The sequence below is a fragment of the Streptosporangium sp. LJ11 genome (genome assembly GCF_051918945.1).
GTDB lineage: Bacteria > Actinomycetota > Actinomycetes > Streptosporangiales > Streptosporangiaceae > Streptosporangium.
On the sequence record NZ_JBPXMB010000016.1, the window covers coordinates 33,643 to 50,238 of the forward strand.

The 16,596-nt window shown below is 70.5% G+C and carries 11 protein-coding genes; 2 read left to right on the top strand and 9 right to left on the bottom strand.

Annotated elements, in window-relative coordinates; all coding sequences use genetic code 11:
• Window positions 1-3,234 (bottom strand): penicillin acylase family protein, encoded by a 3,234-nt coding sequence (locus ACTOQ3_RS23460; protein WP_440085486.1) that lies wholly within the window; start codon window positions 3,232-3,234, stop codon window positions 1-3.
• A 307-nt stretch (window positions 3,235-3,541) separates the two neighbouring features.
• Here ACTOQ3_RS23460 and ACTOQ3_RS23465 point away from each other — a divergent pair, with 307 nt between their 5' ends.
• Window positions 3,542-4,345: an SAM-dependent methyltransferase gene (locus ACTOQ3_RS23465; RefSeq protein WP_440085487.1), complete on the top strand. Its 804-nt coding sequence runs from the start codon at window positions 3,542-3,544 to the stop codon at window positions 4,343-4,345.
• A gap of 51 nt (window positions 4,346-4,396) precedes the next feature.
• On the opposite strand, the gene ACTOQ3_RS23470 is transcribed toward ACTOQ3_RS23465, so the two are convergent.
• From ACTOQ3_RS23470 to ACTOQ3_RS23485, 4 genes are all read right to left on the bottom strand, one after another.
• A complete protein-coding gene (locus ACTOQ3_RS23470) occupies window positions 4,397-5,233 on the bottom strand; it encodes a carbohydrate ABC transporter permease (protein WP_440085488.1) in 837 nt (278 codons plus the stop codon).
• A gap of 3 nt (window positions 5,234-5,236) precedes the next feature.
• The gene (locus ACTOQ3_RS23475; RefSeq protein ID WP_440085489.1) at window positions 5,237-6,178 is read right to left on the bottom strand and encodes a carbohydrate ABC transporter permease; all 942 of its coding nucleotides are present in this window, start codon (window positions 6,176-6,178) and stop codon (window positions 5,237-5,239) included.
• A complete protein-coding gene (locus ACTOQ3_RS23480; RefSeq protein WP_440085490.1) occupies window positions 6,175-7,464 on the bottom strand; it encodes an ABC transporter substrate-binding protein in 1,290 nt (429 codons plus the stop codon). Before ACTOQ3_RS23480 ends, ACTOQ3_RS23475 begins: the two co-directional genes overlap by 4 nt.
• Window positions 7,465-7,562: 98 nt before the next feature.
• Complete coding sequence (locus ACTOQ3_RS23485) at window positions 7,563-8,732, bottom strand: trans-sulfuration enzyme family protein (protein ID WP_440085491.1); 1,170 nt, start codon at window positions 8,730-8,732, stop codon at window positions 7,563-7,565.
• A gap of 62 nt (window positions 8,733-8,794) precedes the next feature.
• On the opposite strand from ACTOQ3_RS23485, the gene ACTOQ3_RS23490 reads away from it, so the two are divergent.
• A complete protein-coding gene (locus ACTOQ3_RS23490) occupies window positions 8,795-9,811 on the top strand; it encodes a LacI family DNA-binding transcriptional regulator (RefSeq protein WP_440085492.1) in 1,017 nt (338 codons plus the stop codon).
• Window positions 9,812-9,931: 120 nt separating this feature from the next.
• Here the strand turns inward: ACTOQ3_RS23490 and ACTOQ3_RS23495 are convergent, their stop codons facing one another.
• From ACTOQ3_RS23495 to ACTOQ3_RS23510, 4 genes are all read right to left on the bottom strand, one after another.
• Entirely contained in the window at window positions 9,932-10,678 is a 747-nt protein-coding gene (locus ACTOQ3_RS23495; RefSeq protein WP_440085493.1) for a hypothetical protein, read from the bottom strand.
• Between the two features lie 43 nt (window positions 10,679-10,721).
• The gene (locus ACTOQ3_RS23500; RefSeq protein ID WP_440085494.1) at window positions 10,722-11,915 is read right to left on the bottom strand and encodes a cytochrome P450; all 1,194 of its coding nucleotides are present in this window, start codon (window positions 11,913-11,915) and stop codon (window positions 10,722-10,724) included.
• 31 nt (window positions 11,916-11,946) lie between these two features.
• Entirely contained in the window at window positions 11,947-12,654 is a 708-nt protein-coding gene (locus ACTOQ3_RS23505; RefSeq protein ID WP_440085495.1) for a TetR/AcrR family transcriptional regulator, read from the bottom strand.
• 155 nt (window positions 12,655-12,809) lie between these two features.
• Window positions 12,810-16,580, bottom strand: a complete 3,771-nt coding sequence (locus ACTOQ3_RS23510) for an ATP-dependent helicase (RefSeq protein ID WP_440085496.1) — start codon at window positions 16,578-16,580, stop codon at window positions 12,810-12,812.
• Between the last annotated feature and the right edge of the window lie 16 nt (window positions 16,581-16,596).

Sequence of the window (16,596 nt, forward strand, 5' to 3'; positions counted from 1 at the left end):
TCAGCGGGGATAGACCTCCAGCTCGTAGAGGGAGTAGCCGTACGACGTGCCGCGCGTGACACCCTGCATGCGGACGTAGCGGGCACTGGTCGGGGTGAATCTCACGTTGTCCACCCCGCCGTTTCCGGCGGTGGTGGAGTGGACGGTGGTCCAGGTGGAGCCGTCGGCCGAGGTCTGGATCGAGTACGCGGCCCCGTAGGCCGCCTCCCAGCGCAGCAGGACCCTGGAGACGGTCGTGGCCGCCCCGAGGTCGACCTGGAGATACTGGTTGTCGCTGGACGAGCTCGACCAGCGGGTGGTCGGGTCGCCGTCGACGGCCCTGCTCGCCGGGTGGAACAGCTGGGTGCTCGACGCCCTGGCGCTCCTGCCCTCCGCCACGTTGGCGATCGCCTCGCCCCGGTGGGCGGGGAACGACACGACCTGCTGGTAGGTCGGCCGGTTCTGCCAGGAGATCAGCGAGTGCGTGATCCCGCCGAGCGGTGAGTGCTCGATGGCGTCGGAGCACCACTGGTCGCCCGCCGAGCACACGTCGTCCGCCGGGTAGGTCGTGGTCGCGGGCTCGGCGAGCGCCGCCGCCAGGCTCTCCAGCAGCACGGTGCGGCAGCCGGCCACCGTGCCGTTCCCGCAGTACCTGGCGGGCAGCGGCCCGGAGACCGGGTCGCCGAGCACGCTCCTGACGTCCTTGCTCACGTAGCCCCACCAGCCGTACTGGAACGCCGACCCCTTGTGCGCCTGGGCCTCGTTCGCGGAGGTGGGCAGGGTGGACGGGTCGCCCTGCTGGTGGCCGGAGGGTGACTCGTTGATCTGGATGGCGTTGACCATCGACTGGTAGAGACCGTCACCCAGCCCGGGCCTGAACTGCGCGCGGACCAGCTTGGGCCACCACGCGTCGAACGCGCGGATCGCCTCGGCGTGGGCGTACGCCCTGCTGCCCTGCGAGGTCTCCAGCCTCCGCGAGCCCGCCGACGTCCAGGCCGACAGCTTGGCGACCGCCGAGGCGAGGGCCGGGTCGGTCACCGCCGCGCTGTCGATCACCCGGAGCAGGTCGGGCAGGACCTTCTTGCCGCGCAGGTCGGTCACGGCGGCGTCGGCCATGATCTTCGTGGTGCCCGCCCGGTCGAGCTTGCCGCCTCCCGACAGGGCCGCCTTGATCGGGGCGTCCAGCAGGTCGGCCCGGTGAACCGGCCCGAAGCTGAAGTTGCCGTCCGCGGCGCCGTAGTCCTTGGCCTGCTTGTTGTTCCAGCTGACGAAGTAGTCCTGGTTCACCGCCTGCGGGTGGGTGGCGGGGGCCGTGTAGGTCGCGGTGTTGGCGGCCGGGTCGAAGCCCGCCCACTCGTGGGCCGCGTCGGCCGTCATCGGCAGGTTCGGGTCGGACACCGCGGACCTGACCGGGGTGTTGCCCGACATGAAGTACGCCGAGTCCCTGGAGTTGACGTAGAACCAGTTGAACGCGAAGCCGATGGTGGAGGCCGAGTTCGTGAACGCCGCCGGGTCACCCATCTGGGCCGGGTCGTTGAACATCTGGAAGCCGATCGCCGAGTCGACCTCGTGATGGTACGTCGACCGCAGCGTGGTGAAGGCGGTGGGCTGCCCGCCGACGGTGCCGCGCCAGCTCACCAGGCCGTACTTCGTGCGCTGGACGACGAGGTCGTAGGAGCCTCGCGCGGTGGAGTCGGCCACGGTGGGCTTCCACGAGTTGGTCTTCCTCAGCGTCTCCATCTCCGTGCAGACGCCCCGGTAGATGTAGTGGTCGGACGCCGTGGTCACCGCGCCGCCGCCGGGCTCGCAGAGCTGGAGGGCGTAGGTGTCGGTGAGGTCCTGGCCGCTGGAGGTCGCGCTCCAGGCGTAGTCGGTGCCCCGGCCGAGCAGCACGTAGAGGTTGAGCCCGGCGAAGGCGGCGCCGCGCGCCCGGATGCCGGGTCCGGAGAGCTCCTGCAACATGAGCAGCTGGGGGGCGAAGTAGCCCGTCTGCGGGCCGAACACCGCGACCGGGTTCCCGGTCGCCGACTTGGCCGCCGAGACCACCACGGCGTTGGACATGCCGGGCTTGGAGTTGTCGACGAGCAGTCCGTCGAGCACGCCCTTCTGGGCCGATGCCGAAGCCGGGGAGGTGGCCGAGCCGGTCTCGTTCGCGGTGATGTCCACCGGCGCCGTCGACGGGTCGGGGAGGACGACCCCGGTGGCTCCGGCGGGCGCGTCGCCGAACGGGAAGCTCTGGCCGTTGTGCAGGGTGAGCGTCGTCTCCGGGTCGTTCTGCGCCCGGAACGCCGCCCAGACCTGGTCGCCGGCCGCGGTGCCGTACTTGGCGCGGGCCGCGACCCGCACCAGCGCGGACTGCATCTCCGCCCCGCCGCCGCCGCCGAACAGGCCGCCGATCACGCCGGAGATCGCGACGAGGTCGGTCATGGTGAAGTCCACGGGGCCGCCCGCGTTGGTGATCGCGTCGAGGTGCCCGGTCAGGACGTACTCGCCGGGGCAGTTGCGGTCCGCCATGCAGCGGTCGATGTAGGCGTTGACACCGGCGATGTAGTTCTGCACGTCGGTGTAGAGCTGCGCGCCCCGGGGGCCGGAGTCCCTGACCCTGTTGATCTGCGCCTGGAGGTCCGCCTCGGTGTAGGGGGAGTTGCGCCACGCGCTCTGCTCCAGCGCCCGGTTGCCCGGCGCGCCGCCGGCGAACGGGGTCAGCTCGCCGCGGCCCACGTGCCGCATCAGGTCCATCACCCACAGGCGGTCCTGCGCGCCCGCGTACCCGGCGCCGAACATCGTGCCCTCGCGGGTCGTCCCGGTGATGTGCGGGACACCGGTCGCCCTGTCGCGGACGATCGTCACGTCCGAGCGCGGGCTCGTGGTGCTCTCCACCTGTCCCGCGGGGACGCCGAACGAGGCGTCGTTGAAGAAGTCGGCGATCTGGTCGTTGGTCAGGCCGGTGTAGCCGGACAGGAGGTTCGCGTACCTGCCGAGCTGGTCGTCGCTGTGTCTCGGCTTGGTGCCCAGGGTCTGGTGGGCGAGGATCCCGGCCAGGGTGGCGTTGCCGTTCTGCCCCGGGGGCAGGATGTCGGAGCACTCGCCGAGGCAGTAGTCGTCGGGAGGGAGAACGGCCGCCGTGGTTTCAGACGCGGTTTCGGACACGGTTTCGGACGCGGCAGCGGATGCGGGCACGACGGGGGATGCCAACGCGAGGACCAGCGACAACCCGGAGGCCGCCATGATCACCCGCCGGAGACGTGCATGCATTAGGAGGGTCCCCTAAACATGAGGCGTACTCGGATGGTGAGAGGAACATACGTTCCGCCCAACACCGAATCAATGGCCGCTGTGATAATCGCCCGTACCACTTGTGACTCGTTGTCAGAGGGGTCGGTCGACCTCGGACGGCGAGGGTGTCGCATGCCATCCGCCGGGCGGGGCGAGGGTCGGCGGGGTCGATCTCCTCCGGCCGGGTGACGGCGAATCAGGGTGATGATCGCCTCATCTCGCTGCCAGAACGTGAAAGACTCTCTAAGATCAAACCCAGACAAAAGCTGGAAAGTCTGGAGAAACCGTGGATGATCAGGCTTCGCCGGCCGGGGTTGACCCGAGTGTGCCCAACGTCGCCCGGATGTACGACTACTACCTGGACGGCAAGGACAACTTCGCCGCCGACCGGGCCGCGGCCGAGCAGATCCTGAAGCTCTTCCCCGATACCCGCGACTCCGCGCGGGAGAACCGGGCGTTCCTCGCGCGTGCCGTACGCCATCTGGTCGAATCGGGTATCCGGCAGATCGTGGACCTGGGCTCCGGGCTGCCCACCCGGGGCAACACCCACGAGATCGCGCACGCGGTCGCGCCCGACACCCACGTGGTCTACGTGGACTACGACCCCGTCGTGTGCGCGCACAGCCGGGCGATCCTGGGGAAGGGCGACAACGTCACCGTCGTGCAGGCCGACGTGCGTGACCCGGAGACGCTGCTGGCCGAGCTGCGCGAACACGTCGACCTCGACCGGCCCGTGGCGTTCCTGCTGCTCGCCATCCTGCACTTCGTCCCGGACGAGAACCCCGACGGCGCGGGCGCGTACGAGATCATCCAGCGGCTGCGCGAGGCGAGCGCGCCGGACAGTCACCTCGTTCTCAGCCACGCGATCGACGCCAGCCCCGACAGCACGCCGGAGGCGCTGGAGGTCTACAAGCGGGCCACCGAGGCGCTGAGCCTGCGCACGCACGAGGAGATCGCCCGCTTCTTCGACGGCTACGAGCTGGCCGAGCCCGGTCTGGCGTTCCCCCAGGACTGGCGCCCCGTCGGCCCGCCCCTGATCGGTGAGCGGAACACCTCGATCGGCTACGTCGGGGTGGGCCGCAAGCTCTGACCGTCACGCTCTCCCGGCGCGTGACGTGCCGGGAGGACGGCACGGGTGGTGTCAGCCCTTGACCGCGCCCGAGGTCATGCCCTCCACGATGTAGCGGCGCGCGAAGGAGAACAGCACGAGCGTCGGGATGACCGAGACCACCGTCGCGGCCGCCATCGGGCCCCAGTCGATGTCGTACTGCGTGATGAACGAGTTCATCGCGACCGGGATGGTCTTGGTCTCCTCGCTGTCGATGAAGGCGATCGCCAGGAAGAGCTCGTTCCAGCACTGCACGAAGCCGAAGATGAAGGTGGCGGCGATCCCGGGCAGCATGACGGGCACCACCACGCGCACCATCGCCGTCAGCCGTGAGCAGCCGTCGACCATGGCCGCCTCCTCGAGCGCCGCGGGGACCCGTTCGTAGAAGCCGCGCATGATGATCGTCGAGAACGGGACGAGCATCGCGACGTAGACGAGCATCAGCCCGCTCAGCCGGTTGAGCAGGTCGAACCCGGACATCATCAGGTACAGCGGGCCCAGCGCGATGAACAGCGGGATCATCTGGGTGACCAGGTAGGCGAGCATGAGCGCCCCGCGCCCCGGGAAGTGGAAGCGTGCCAGCACGTAGCCGCCCAGCATCCCGGTCGCGGTGACCACCGCGGCCGAGACCAGCGAGACGATCAGGCTGTTGCCGAGATACGTCCCGAACGAGGCGAAGGAGAAGAGCTCGCGGTAGTGGTCCAGCGTGGCGCTGCCGGGGAGATAGCGCAGCGGCACCGCGAAGATCTCCGAGGTGGGCTTCAGCGAGGTGATCAGGATCCAGTAGAGCGGGAAGACGGTGATCAGCAGCCAGACGCCGAGGACCACGGCCTTCGCGATCCGGGCGGGCAGCGGGGCCGGGCGGCTCACGGGTCAGTCCCTCGCCTTCTCGAACCGGGTGGCGTTGAGGTAGAAGATGCTGAACGAGAGCAGGATCCCGAGGGTGAAGATCCCCACCGCGCCGGCCTTGCCGTAGTCGCCGTTCTGCACCTGCTCGATGAGGTAGGTCGTGGCGATGTGCGTGCTTCCCGCGGGACCGCCACCGGTCATCGAGTAGATGAGGTCGGGGAAGTTGAGGATCCAGATGACCCGCAGCAGGACGATGAGCACCAGCGTGGTCCGGATCGCCGGCAGCGTCACGTGGCGAAACTGCCGGAAGCGGGAGGCGCCGTCGACGTCCGCCGCCTCGTACAGCTCGCGGGGCACCGACTGGAGCGCCGCGATGATCATGATGGCGAAGAACGTCACGCCGTACCAGACGTTGGCGATGATGATCGAGGCCATCGCCCAGCCGGGCGAGGAGAGGAAGGGGATCGGCTCGTCGGCCAGGCCGGTTTTGATCAGCAGGTCGTTGACGACGCCGAACTCGCCGTTGAACATCCAGCGCCACAGCAGGCCGATGAGGAAGCCCGACATGGCCCAGGGGAAGAAGACCCACGCCTGGTAGAGCCCGCGACCCCGGAAGTGTTCGCGCAGCAGCAGGGCGAGGCCGAAGCCGAGCACGAGCTGGAACACCACGGACACGGCCACCCAGATCCCGGTGTTGGCCAGCGCGGTCCAGAACTGGTCGTCGCCGAGGACGGCGCGGAAGTTCTCCAGCCCGACGAACGGCGTGGAGGTCAGGTCGAACAGGTTGTAGCGCTGGAACGCGAGCACGCCGCCCCGGATCATCGGGTAGTACGTGAACACCGCGACGAACACGACCCCGGGCAGCAGGCAGAGCGCGATGAAGCGGGCCCGCCTGGCGTCGAAGACGGGCCGGGTCGCGCGTTCGGTGGCCCGCCCGCGCGACCCGGTCTTCTCGACCACCGTCACGATGTCTTCTTCTTGGCCTGATCCGTCCAGAACGCGTCCCAGCCGCCCAGGACGTCCGCGGCCGTCTTGCCGCCGGTCAGCAGGGACTGGATGTCCTTGTCTGCGGCCTGCTGCCACTCGCTCCAGCCCGGGTAGTCGACCGGCCGGATCGTGATCACCTGCTTCTCGTCCTGCTGGGCGTCCAGGTACGCCTTCCAGGCTCCCTGGGAGAACTCGGGGTCCTGAGCGGCGGCCTTGGCGATCGGGATGAGCGAGTTGCCCTTGGCGAACTTGATGCTCTGCGCGCTCTCGCTGAGGAACTGGACGAGCTTGGTCGCCTCGTTCTTGTACGTGCTGAAGGACGTCACGCCCCAGCCGGCGTACCCGACGGGCTGCAGCGCGTACCCGCCGGGACCCTTCGGGATCGGCGCGGCGCTCCACCCGTTCTTGGGCACGCCGCTCTCCTGGATCGTCTTGATCACTTCGGGGTCCTGGACGAGCATGCCGGTGACGTTGGATGTGAAGCCCTGCACCATCTCCGGGAAGCTCCACGAGACCGAGTCGGCGGGTGACGCCTCCTTGAACAGCCGGACGAACAGGTCCATGGCCTGCGCGGCCTCCGGCGTGGACCAGATCGTCTTACCGTCCTTGAGGAAGAACGACTTCTCCGGGTCCACCTTGTCGCCGTTGAAGGCGCTGACGATCAGGACGGCGTAGTCGAAGCCGCCCTTGCCGCCGCGGAAGGAGTATCCGTAGCGGCGCTTGCCCTTGTCGGTGAGCCGCTTGGCGGTGTCGTGCAACTCCTGCCAGGTGGCGGGCGGCTGCGCGACGCCGGCCTCGCGCAGCCAGTCCGAGCGGTAGAAGAGCACCTTCTCGTAGAAGCCGTAGGGGATGAGGTACGGCTTGCCGCCCACCTCGACGGCCTTCTTCTGGGCGAGCTCGGTCAGCTCGCCCCAGCCGGGCCAGCCCTGCGTCGGGAGCTCGGCGAGCCAGCCGTTGTTGGAGAACGACTTGGCGGTGTGGTCGCGGACCTCCAGGACGTCCACGCCCTTCTTGGTCTGCAGCACCTGGGTGATCTTCTGGTCGGCGCTTTCCAGGGGCGGCGAGATCAGCTCGACCTTGACCCCCGGGTTCTGCCGCTCGAAGTCGGTGATCAGGCTCCTGAGGAGCTTGGTGCGGTCCGGGCTGGTCAGGCTCTCGATCATGCGCAGCCTGACCGTGCCTGCGGCGTCGTCGGCGCCGCAGGCGGCCAGTGTCATGGTCAGCACGCCGACCATCAGGGCGGCGAACCTGGGGGGTGTTCTCATGGTCTCCCCAACGGGGTTGGCTCAACGGAGGGCAGTGCCTTTGACAGCGCTGTCACAACTCTGGATGACGGGGATGCTACGGAGCCCTCAGTGGTCCGTCAAGACTTCTCCAGGGCGTTCGCGAGATCGGCGATCAGCGTGGCGGGGTCCTCCAGCCCCACCGAGAGACGGACCAGTCCCACCGGGATCTCCATGGTCGCGCGCACGGAGTCCAGCGTGGTGAGCGCCGGCGCGTTGACCAGGCTCTCGTAACCGCCCCACGACACACCGATGCGGAAGTGCCGCAGCGCGTCCACGAACCGGCCCACCTCGGCGACGTCCTCGGTGTCCAGCTCGACGCTGAAGACGCTGGAGAAGCCCGTCATCTGGGCGCTCGCGAGCTCGTGCCCCGGATGGCCCGGCAGGCCCGGGTGGTTGACCGCCCGGACCGCGGGGTGCTTGACCAGGAACTCCGCCACCCGCAGCCCGCGTTCCTGGTGTGCCGCCATGCGGATCGGCAGGGTCCGCAGCCCCTTGATCGCCTTGCTCGCCTCGTGGGCGGACAGCGCGGCGCCGTACAGCTGGTACTCGGTCAGCGCCAGCGGCCTGACCAGGCGCGCCGGGCCCGCCACGACGCCGCCGACGAGGTCGCTGTGGCCGCCGATGTACTTGGACAGCGAGTGCACGACCAGGTCGACCCCCATCGTGAGGGGCTTCTGGAAGATCGGCGTCGCCCAGGTGTTGTCCATCACGGTGGTCAGGCCGCGGCCGCGCGCCCACTCGGCGAAGGCGCGGATGTCGATGACCCCGTAGCGCATGTACGAGGGTGACTCCAGGTAGAGCATCCGGCTGTTCGGCTTGACAGCGCTATCAAGAGCGGCAGGATTATCGGTGTGCACCGTCGTATACGACACCCCGAACTTCTGCAGGTAGCGGAGGAACTGGGTGGTCGGACCGTAGACCGCCCCGAGCACGATCACGTGGTCGCCCGCGGAGACCAGCGAGGAGATCGTCGCGGCGATGGCGCCCATGCCGGAGCCGAAACACTTGGCCCGCTCCGCCCGCTCCAGCGCGGCGAGCTTGCGCTGGAGCAGGTCCACCGTGGGATTGGTGCCGCGCGAGTAGACGTAGTTCTCGTCCTCGGCCGCGAGGCTCCCGGACAGCGCCCCCGCCGTGGGAAAGGTGAACAGGGAGCTCTCGAAGACCGGCGGGTTGACCGCGCCGAGCATCCAGGGCTCGTCCTCGCCGTACCGGCTGCAGATCCAGTTGTCGTCGATGTGTTCGTACATGACTGCGCAAGGTACAACATGTTCCGGAAGATCAGTCCGACCAGTCCGGGAAAAGGATGGGGATGAGCCCTCGCAGGACCACGATGGCCGACGTCGCGCGCCACGCGGGGGTCAGCCTCAAGACGGTCTCCCGGGTGGTGAACCAGGAGCCCCACGTACGGCAGGACGTGGTGCGACGCGTCCAGGACGCGATCACGACGCTGGGGTTCCGGCGCAACGAGGCCGCCAGCCGGCTGGCCAGGGGCGGCTCGGTCCTCACCCTGGGCCTGGTGATCGAGAACATCTCCAACGAGTTCTACTCGCGGCTCGCCAAGGCCGTGGAGTCGGCCGCCTCGGCGCACGAGGCCCTGGTGGTGTTCGGCAGCTACGAGGAGCGGGCCGACCGCGAGGTCATGATCATCGAGACGATGTACGGGCGGGGCGTGGACGCCATGGTCATCGTCCCGACCGCCGGTGACCACGCCTGGCTGGCGGAGTACGTCGCGAGCGGGCTCACCGCGGTCTTCGTCGACCGCGTGCCCGAGGGGATGGCGGAGGTGGACACCGTGCTCCTCGACGCCGGAGCGGGCGGCCGGATCGCCACCGAGCACCTGCTCGCGTACGGCCACCGGCGGATCGCCCTGATCTCGGACAACGACCCGTTGAGCTCGGTGCACGCCCGGGCCGAGGGGCACCGCGCGGCGCTGCGCGCGGCCGGGGTCGCCGCGGACCCGGCGCTGTGCGTGACCGGCGTGTTCGACCCCTGGCGGGTGGAGCAGGAGGTACGGCGGCTGCTCGCGCTGCCCGATCCGCCGACCGCGTTCTTCGCGACCAACAACCGCGCCGCGCTCGGCCTCGTACAGGCCCTGCGCGACCATCCGGGTCCCCGCCCGGCCTTCGTCGGCTTCGACGACTTCGAGATGGCGGGGGTCCTCAACCCGGGGATCACCGTGGTCCGCTACGACGTCGGCCGCCTCGGCAGCGCGGCGGTGGAGCTCCTGCTCGACCGGCTGCGGGATCCCGCGCGCCCGAGGCAGCAGGTGACCGTGCCGGTCGAGCTCGTCGTCCGCGGTTCGGGAGAGCTGCCGCCACCGAGGTGACGCCCGCGCCGGCATGGCGTCGCGCGGGCACGGCCGCGCCGAAAAACCTCAGCGGCGCCCTCCACAAGGCTTCCCGAGCCGTGACCGAGGTGACGCCCGCGTGGGCGGGGCCGCCGAACCTCAGCGGCGCCTGCTACGAGACCTTCCCGAGCCGTGTGACCGCCTCCTGGGCCTGGCGGCCCCGGCGAACTCCACGAGGCGGGGACTCGTTCTCGCGGGAACCTCGGCCTTCGGAGCGGCGGTGACCCCGCCGGGAGGCATGCTTCGGCGCCGCAGCTCGCCCAGCACGCTGAGCAGGACCGTCAGCAGCACGATCGCGCCTCCCACGACCGGGGTGAGCGTTCCGACGAAGCCCCGGTCCTCGACCTCCCGGGCCTCGAACACCCCGTCGGGATCCACCAGCATCTCGACCGGCGCCCCGACCTTCAGCGGGTCGTCGTACCGGAAGGTCTCGATTCTCTTTTCCAGCGGCCGCCCGTCCGGCAGGCGCAGGACGTACTCGTAGTGGTCGGCCCCCTTCCGGAGATCGATCCACGTTCGTTCCGCGACGGTCGTGGTCACCGGCTCGCCGTAGGCGCGCAGGTAGTGGTCACCTGGCAGGTAAGGGCAGGTGGACGCCAGCACGGCGAGGAGCGGCACCGCCACCCAGATCGCCCAGGGGACGCCCTCGGAGATCCGTTTCAGCGCCATGGCGGGACCGACGGCCAGGACGGAGGAGAGGACCAGCCCCAGCAACCACCACCACAACGAGTCGAGGGCCAGCAGGAAACCGATGAGACACCAGGCGGCGGCGACCGTCGTGAGGAGCAGGAGGCCCCTCACGACGACCCGCCACCAGCCGGCTCGCAGTACCGCCGCTTTCGTCACATGACGAAGCCTGGCAGCCGCGGGAGCGGCGGAACAGCCTCGTTCAGGAACCGGAGGTGAGCAGCGGCAGCTTGCGCACCCCGGTCATGCTCGGGCTCGGGATGAAGCGCGGCGGCTCGTCCGGGTCGGTGCGCAGGTGGGGGAAGCGGTCGAGCAGGAGGTTGAGCGCGACCTTGCCCTCCAGACGTGCCAGCGGCGCGCCGATGCAGAAGTGGATGCCCCGGCCGAAGCCGAGGTGGGGGTTGGGGTCGCGGGAGGGGTCGAAGACGTCGGGGCCGGCGAACTGCCTCGGGTCGCGGTTGGCCGCCGCGATCCACACCATGAGGAGCTGGTCGGCGGGGACATGCTGCCCGCCGAGCTCGACGTCGGTGTTGGTGACCCGGCCGACGGCCGCGAACGGGCTGAAGAAGCGCAGGGACTCCTCGATGGCGGCGGGGATCGCCGACCGGTCCCGGCGAACCCGGGCGAACTGCTCGGGATGGGCGTCCAGGCATACCACCGTGTTGCCCAGCAACATGGTGGTGGTGATGTGCCCGGCCACGAGCAGGATGTTCGCGAAGTTCACCACCTCGGCCTGGGTGAGACGCTCGCCGTCGACCTCGGCCTCGACGAGTTTGGTGAGCAGGTCGGCGCGCGGGTGGCGTCTGCGCTCGTCGGCGTGCTCGCCGATGTAGTCGGCGAGGTGCTTGAACTGCTCCATGGCGACCGCGACGCTGCGCTCCTGCTCCTCGCTCTGGTCGACGAGCGAGAACTGCTGGGTGTTCACGAACATCTTGTCCACCCACTGCTTGAACAGGTGGCGGTCGCCGGCGGGCACCCCCAGGAGTTCCGCGATGACGATGACCGGCAGCGGGTAGGCGAGGTCGGTCACCAGCTCCAGGCGGCCCGGGTCGGCCACCTCGTCGAGCAGTTCGCGGGTCAGCTCGGCGATCCGCGGTTCGAGGTCGGCGACGACCTTCGGGGTGAAGGCGTGGCTGACGAGCTTGCGCAGCTTGCCGTGCTCGGGCGGGTCCATCTGCGTCAGCATGCCCTCGCTGCTCATCTCCAGGCTGGGCAGCACGCGGCCGGTGTCGGAGGAGAAGGTCTTCGGATCGCCGAGGATCCGCAGCGTCTCGGGGTAGCCGTAGACGTTCCACATGCCGGTGGCGGCGTCGAAGGTCACCGGCTGGTCCGGGTGCCGTCCGCGCAGCCAGAAGTGCCCCTCGTGCAGGCCCCATGTGTCGGCGATGGTGGTCATGGTCCGCCTTTCTGTCGGGACGGGTCCGGGGTCAGCCGGGCTCGTGCGTGCGGTCGTGCGCGTAGATCCAGGTGCGGTAGGGCGGGATCAGGGCCTCGAAGACGGCGATGACCTCTGAGGCGGCCTTGGCCAGCTCCTCGGGCTCCGGCGGCTCGGGCGGCTCGAAGGCGTGCCTGACGATGAACGAGATCGACTCGGCCTTGGCCCGCGTGTCCACCTCGACGCCCATCAGGTTCTCGGCGTCGTGGAGGTGGAACCCCATCATCATCGCGCTCAGCGTGTACGACAGGTTGGGCACGTCGTCGCGGAACAGGCCGTGCCGGATCATCGCGTTGTAGAACCGCTCGGAGGCGAGCAGCTCCTGGCTGTGCAGGAAGGCGTCGGCGAACCTGCCCTGCCTCTGCTGCACGTACGCCTCGGACAGCGCCCGCAGCACCGACCTGTCACCAACCATGAGGAAGGACTCCGACACGAAGCGGTGCGGCAGCAGCATCGCCGGATCCCGACGCAGCCCGTCGAGGAGCTCCTCGACATAGGCGATGGACTCGCGCAGCAGCACGGCCTCGAACAGCTGCTGCTTGGTACGCCAGTGCAGGTAGACCGTGCCCTTGCCGATGCCCGCCAGCTGGGCGATGTCCTCGATCGTCACCTTCCGGTAGCCGAGGCGCACCAGCAGCTCGGCCGCCGCGTCGAGGATCCGGTCGGCGCGCCCGTCGGCCTGCCCTGCTCGCTCCGCCACTCCGGCACCTCTCACTCTGATCACTCTGACTTCGTGACCAATTATGAAATCTGGTCAACAAGTCAGACAGTAGGCCTCCTTCCGGGAAGGGACAAGCCCGTTTCGGGGGTCGTCGCCGGAATCTCGCGCCGGACCGCCGGATCAGCCGGGGACGATCAGCGGAGGGCCGGCACCGACTCGACGAGGGTGACGAGGCCACGCTCGTCGAGGAGGTTGACGGGGCGGACCGTCTCGTTGAGCAGGACGTAGTGGAAGGCCGCGCTCACCCGGTCCAGGGGGACGGCGGCCAGGTGGGACCAGGCCAGCCGGTAGGCGGCGAGCTGGACGGAGGCGGCGGCCTCGGCCTTCTTCCCCTTCGGGCGACGGCCGGTCTTCCAGTCGACGACCTCGTAGCGGTCGTCGGAGACCTGGAAGACCGCGTCCATCCGGCCGCGGACCACCCGATCGGCGATCATGGTCTCGAAGGGGACCTCGACGTCGAACGGCTCCCTGCCCGCCCACTCGCTCTCCTCGAAGCGGGCGCGCAGCTCGTCGAGGTGGGCGTCGGTCTCCTCGAAGTCGTCGGACGCGCCGGGCAGCTCGAACTCGTCCATCAGCCGCTGCTGGCCCCAGCGCCCCTCCAGCCAGCGGTGGAAGGAGGTGCCCCGGCGAGCCAGCGGAGCGGGCTTCTTGGGCACCGGGCGGCGAATCTGCCGGGCCAGCGCCTTGGCGTCGGAGGCCAGGGTGACGAGGGAGGACACGGTCAGGTGGGTGGGCAGCTCCACCCGGCCGCCACCGCGCCGCCGGTTCAGCTCCCGCTCCCTGAGCAGGAGCTCGATGTCGCGCTCCCACGCCTTCGCGCGCTCCCTGTCCCACCCTCGCAGATCGGTCGTCGGCACCGGCCGCCGCTCGGGCGGCTCCCCGGCCTCGGCCTCGAACCCGGCCCAGGGCTCGGACTCGGACTCGGCTCCGGATTCGGGTTCCGCGGTCGCCGCCACCGCCTCGGCCCCGCCCTCGGACACCGATCCCGCCCCAGATCCCCCGGACACCGGCGCGGACCCGGTTTCCGGTCCGGACCCGGCCTCGGACGGCGTCCCGGACACCGCTCCGGCCCCGGCCGGTTCGCTCCGCAGGGCGGGGGACACGGCACCGGACACTCCGGGAAGAGGCCCGCCCGCCTCCTGCGGATCGGCGGGGAACGGCACGTCCTCGTCCTCCGGATCCGCCGGGAAGGACTCGTCCCACGGGTCGCCGGGAAAGGGCACGCTCTCGTCGTCCGGGAAAGGCACATCCGCCTCCTCCGGGAGAGCCTCCGGGGCCTCCGGGAAGGGGACGTCCTCGTACGCGGACGTGGAACCGGCCCCGCTCCCGGAAGCCGCGCCCCCCGCCAGAGCGGCGAGGGCCGCCTCGACCATGGTGGCGCCGTCGAGGACCGCCGCGTAGCGGACGTCCTCCGGGGCGATCGGCCATACGGACTCGGCGGGCTCGGCGAGGAGCGGGTTGGTGGCCCCCTCCTCCACCTCCGGAGCCCAGAAGGCCACCCGGCCGCAGGTCTCGCGGATCTCCACCAGGAAGTCGGACGGCTCCAGCGGCTTGGCCGCGGTGCCCCAGCGGTAGCCGGAGGCGATCAGGAGGTAGTGGGCGCGGGTGACGGCGACGTACGCCAGGCGGCGCTCCTCCAGCAGGTCGCGGTCGCGGCAGCGCTCGTCGAAGTCGGCCAGCTCCTCCTTGGCGAGCCCGGCCAGCTCCGGCAGGTCCGAGGCGTCGCCGCGCAGCGGGTAGGGCAGCTTGCGGGGGTTCTCCGTCCATTTCGGGCTGGTCGTGGCGCGGGCGGGGAACATGGTGCCGACGGTGAGCGTCCCGGCCTTGGACAGCGCCTGGGACAGGCCCGGCACCACGACGACCGGCCACTCCAGGCCCTTGGAGGCGTGCACGGTCATCAGCTTCACGCTGTTGCTCTCGCCCACCCGCCCGGCGTCCAGCCCGTTCTCCTCCTCGTCGGCCGCCTTCAGGAACGCCAGGAACGCGCCCAGCGTCGGGTCCTCGGAGTCGCCGGCGAACCGGGCCGCGGCGTCCAGGAAGGCGTCGAGGTCGGCGCGGGCGGCGAACGGGCCGACGGCGGTCCCCCTGGCCGCCACCTCGATGTCCAGGCCGAGCGTGCGCTCGATCTCCAGGATCAGGTCGGGCAGCGGCTGGCCGGTGTGGGCGCGCAGGACGCGCAGCTCCTGGGCCATGGCCACCAGCCTCACCGCGGCGAGGGGGGAGAACAGGTCCTGCCAGGCGGGGCGGTCGGGCAGCTCGTCGAGGGCGTCGACCAGGCTGCCGCGCTCCTCGGCCATGTCCGCCACGACCTGGTCCAGCGGGTCGGCCACCGGCGAGGAGCCCTCGCGGGTCTCCCGGTTCAGCTCGCGGGCCCGCTCGCCCAGCTCCTTGAGGTCGGCGGGGCCGATCCGCCAGCGGGGGCCGGACAGCAGCCGCACCAGGGCGTCCCCGGCGCTCGGGTCGTAGATCACCCGCAGCGTGGAGACGATGTCGGCCACCTCGGGCACGGTGAGCAGGCCGCCCAGACCGACGATCTCGACCGGGATGCCGCGCGCCTCCAGCGCCCTGCGCAGCGCGGGGAACTGCGAGCGCTTGCGCGCCAGGATCGCCACGTCGTGCGGCTGGAGACACTGCGGGCCGCCCCAGGCGCTCTGCTTGGCCCTCTTGCGCTCGCCCTCGCCCCAGGGCATGCCGTCGGGCGCGCTCTCCGCGCCCAGCACCCTGGCGATCCCCGAGGCGATCCACTCCGCCTCGTCGTCGGCGGTCTCGTGGAAGGCGCACACCACCCGGCCGCGATCGACCCGGTTGCCGCCGGGCACCAGGACCGGCACCTCTCTGGCCTCCATCCGCAGCGGCAGCTGGAGCCGGGCGGCGACGTCCAGCACGGCGTCGCCGTTGCGGAAGCTGACCGACAGGCGGTTGATCGGGGCGAGCTCTCCGGACGCGGTCCTGAAGTCGCGGGGGAAGCGGGTCAGGTTGCCCGCGGAGGCGCCGCGCCAGCCGTAGATGGACTGGCAGGGGTCGCCCACGGCCGTCACCGGATGGCCTCCGCCGAACAGGGCACGTAGCAGGACGAGCTGGGCGTGGCTGGTGTCCTGGTACTCGTCCAGGAGGACCACGGCGAACCGCCCGCGCTCGATCTCGCCGACGTCGGCGTGCTTGGCGGCGATCCTGGCCGCCAGCGCCATCTGGTCGCCGTGGTCGACGACCTCCCTGCTCCGCTTGAGCCGGTCGTACGCCTCGACCAGCGGCAGCAACTGCTCCCTGGCCCGCTGGACGGCCAGCGGCCTGCGCTGGTCCTTGACCGGCGTGCCGGGCAGCTCGGCGTACCGGCCGGCGAGCCAGGCGCCGACGTCGCGCACGTCCTGCGGGGTGCGCAGGTGCTCGGCCAGCTCCCCGGCCAGCTCGAGCACCGCCCGCGTGACGGTCGCCGGGCTCCACTCGACCTGCTCCATCGGCCCGTCGTACGCGCTCACCACCCGGCCGGCGAGCTGCCAGGAGACGGCCGGGGAGACCAGGCGCATGGTCGGCTCCAGCGCCTCGCGCAGGGCGTGGTCGGTGACCAGGCGGGCCGCGTAGGCGTGGTAGGTCGAGATGGTCGGCTCGCCCTCCATCAGGTCGGCGGGCACCTGCTTGGTCTCGACCAGGCCGTTGAGCCGCTCGCGCACGCGCGCGGCCAGCTCTCCGGCGGCCTTCCTGGTGAAGGTCAGGCCGAGCACCTGCTCGGGGCGGACCAGGCCGTTGGCGACCAGCCAGACGACGCGCCCGGCCATGGTCTCGCTCTTGCCCGACCCGGCTCCGGCCATCACCACCATCGGTTCGAGACCGGCCTCGATCACGGCGGCCTGTTCGGGGGTCGGCGGCAGGATGCCCAGCTTGGCGGCCAGCTGGACCGGGCTCAGCACGTGGCGCCCCCGTGAC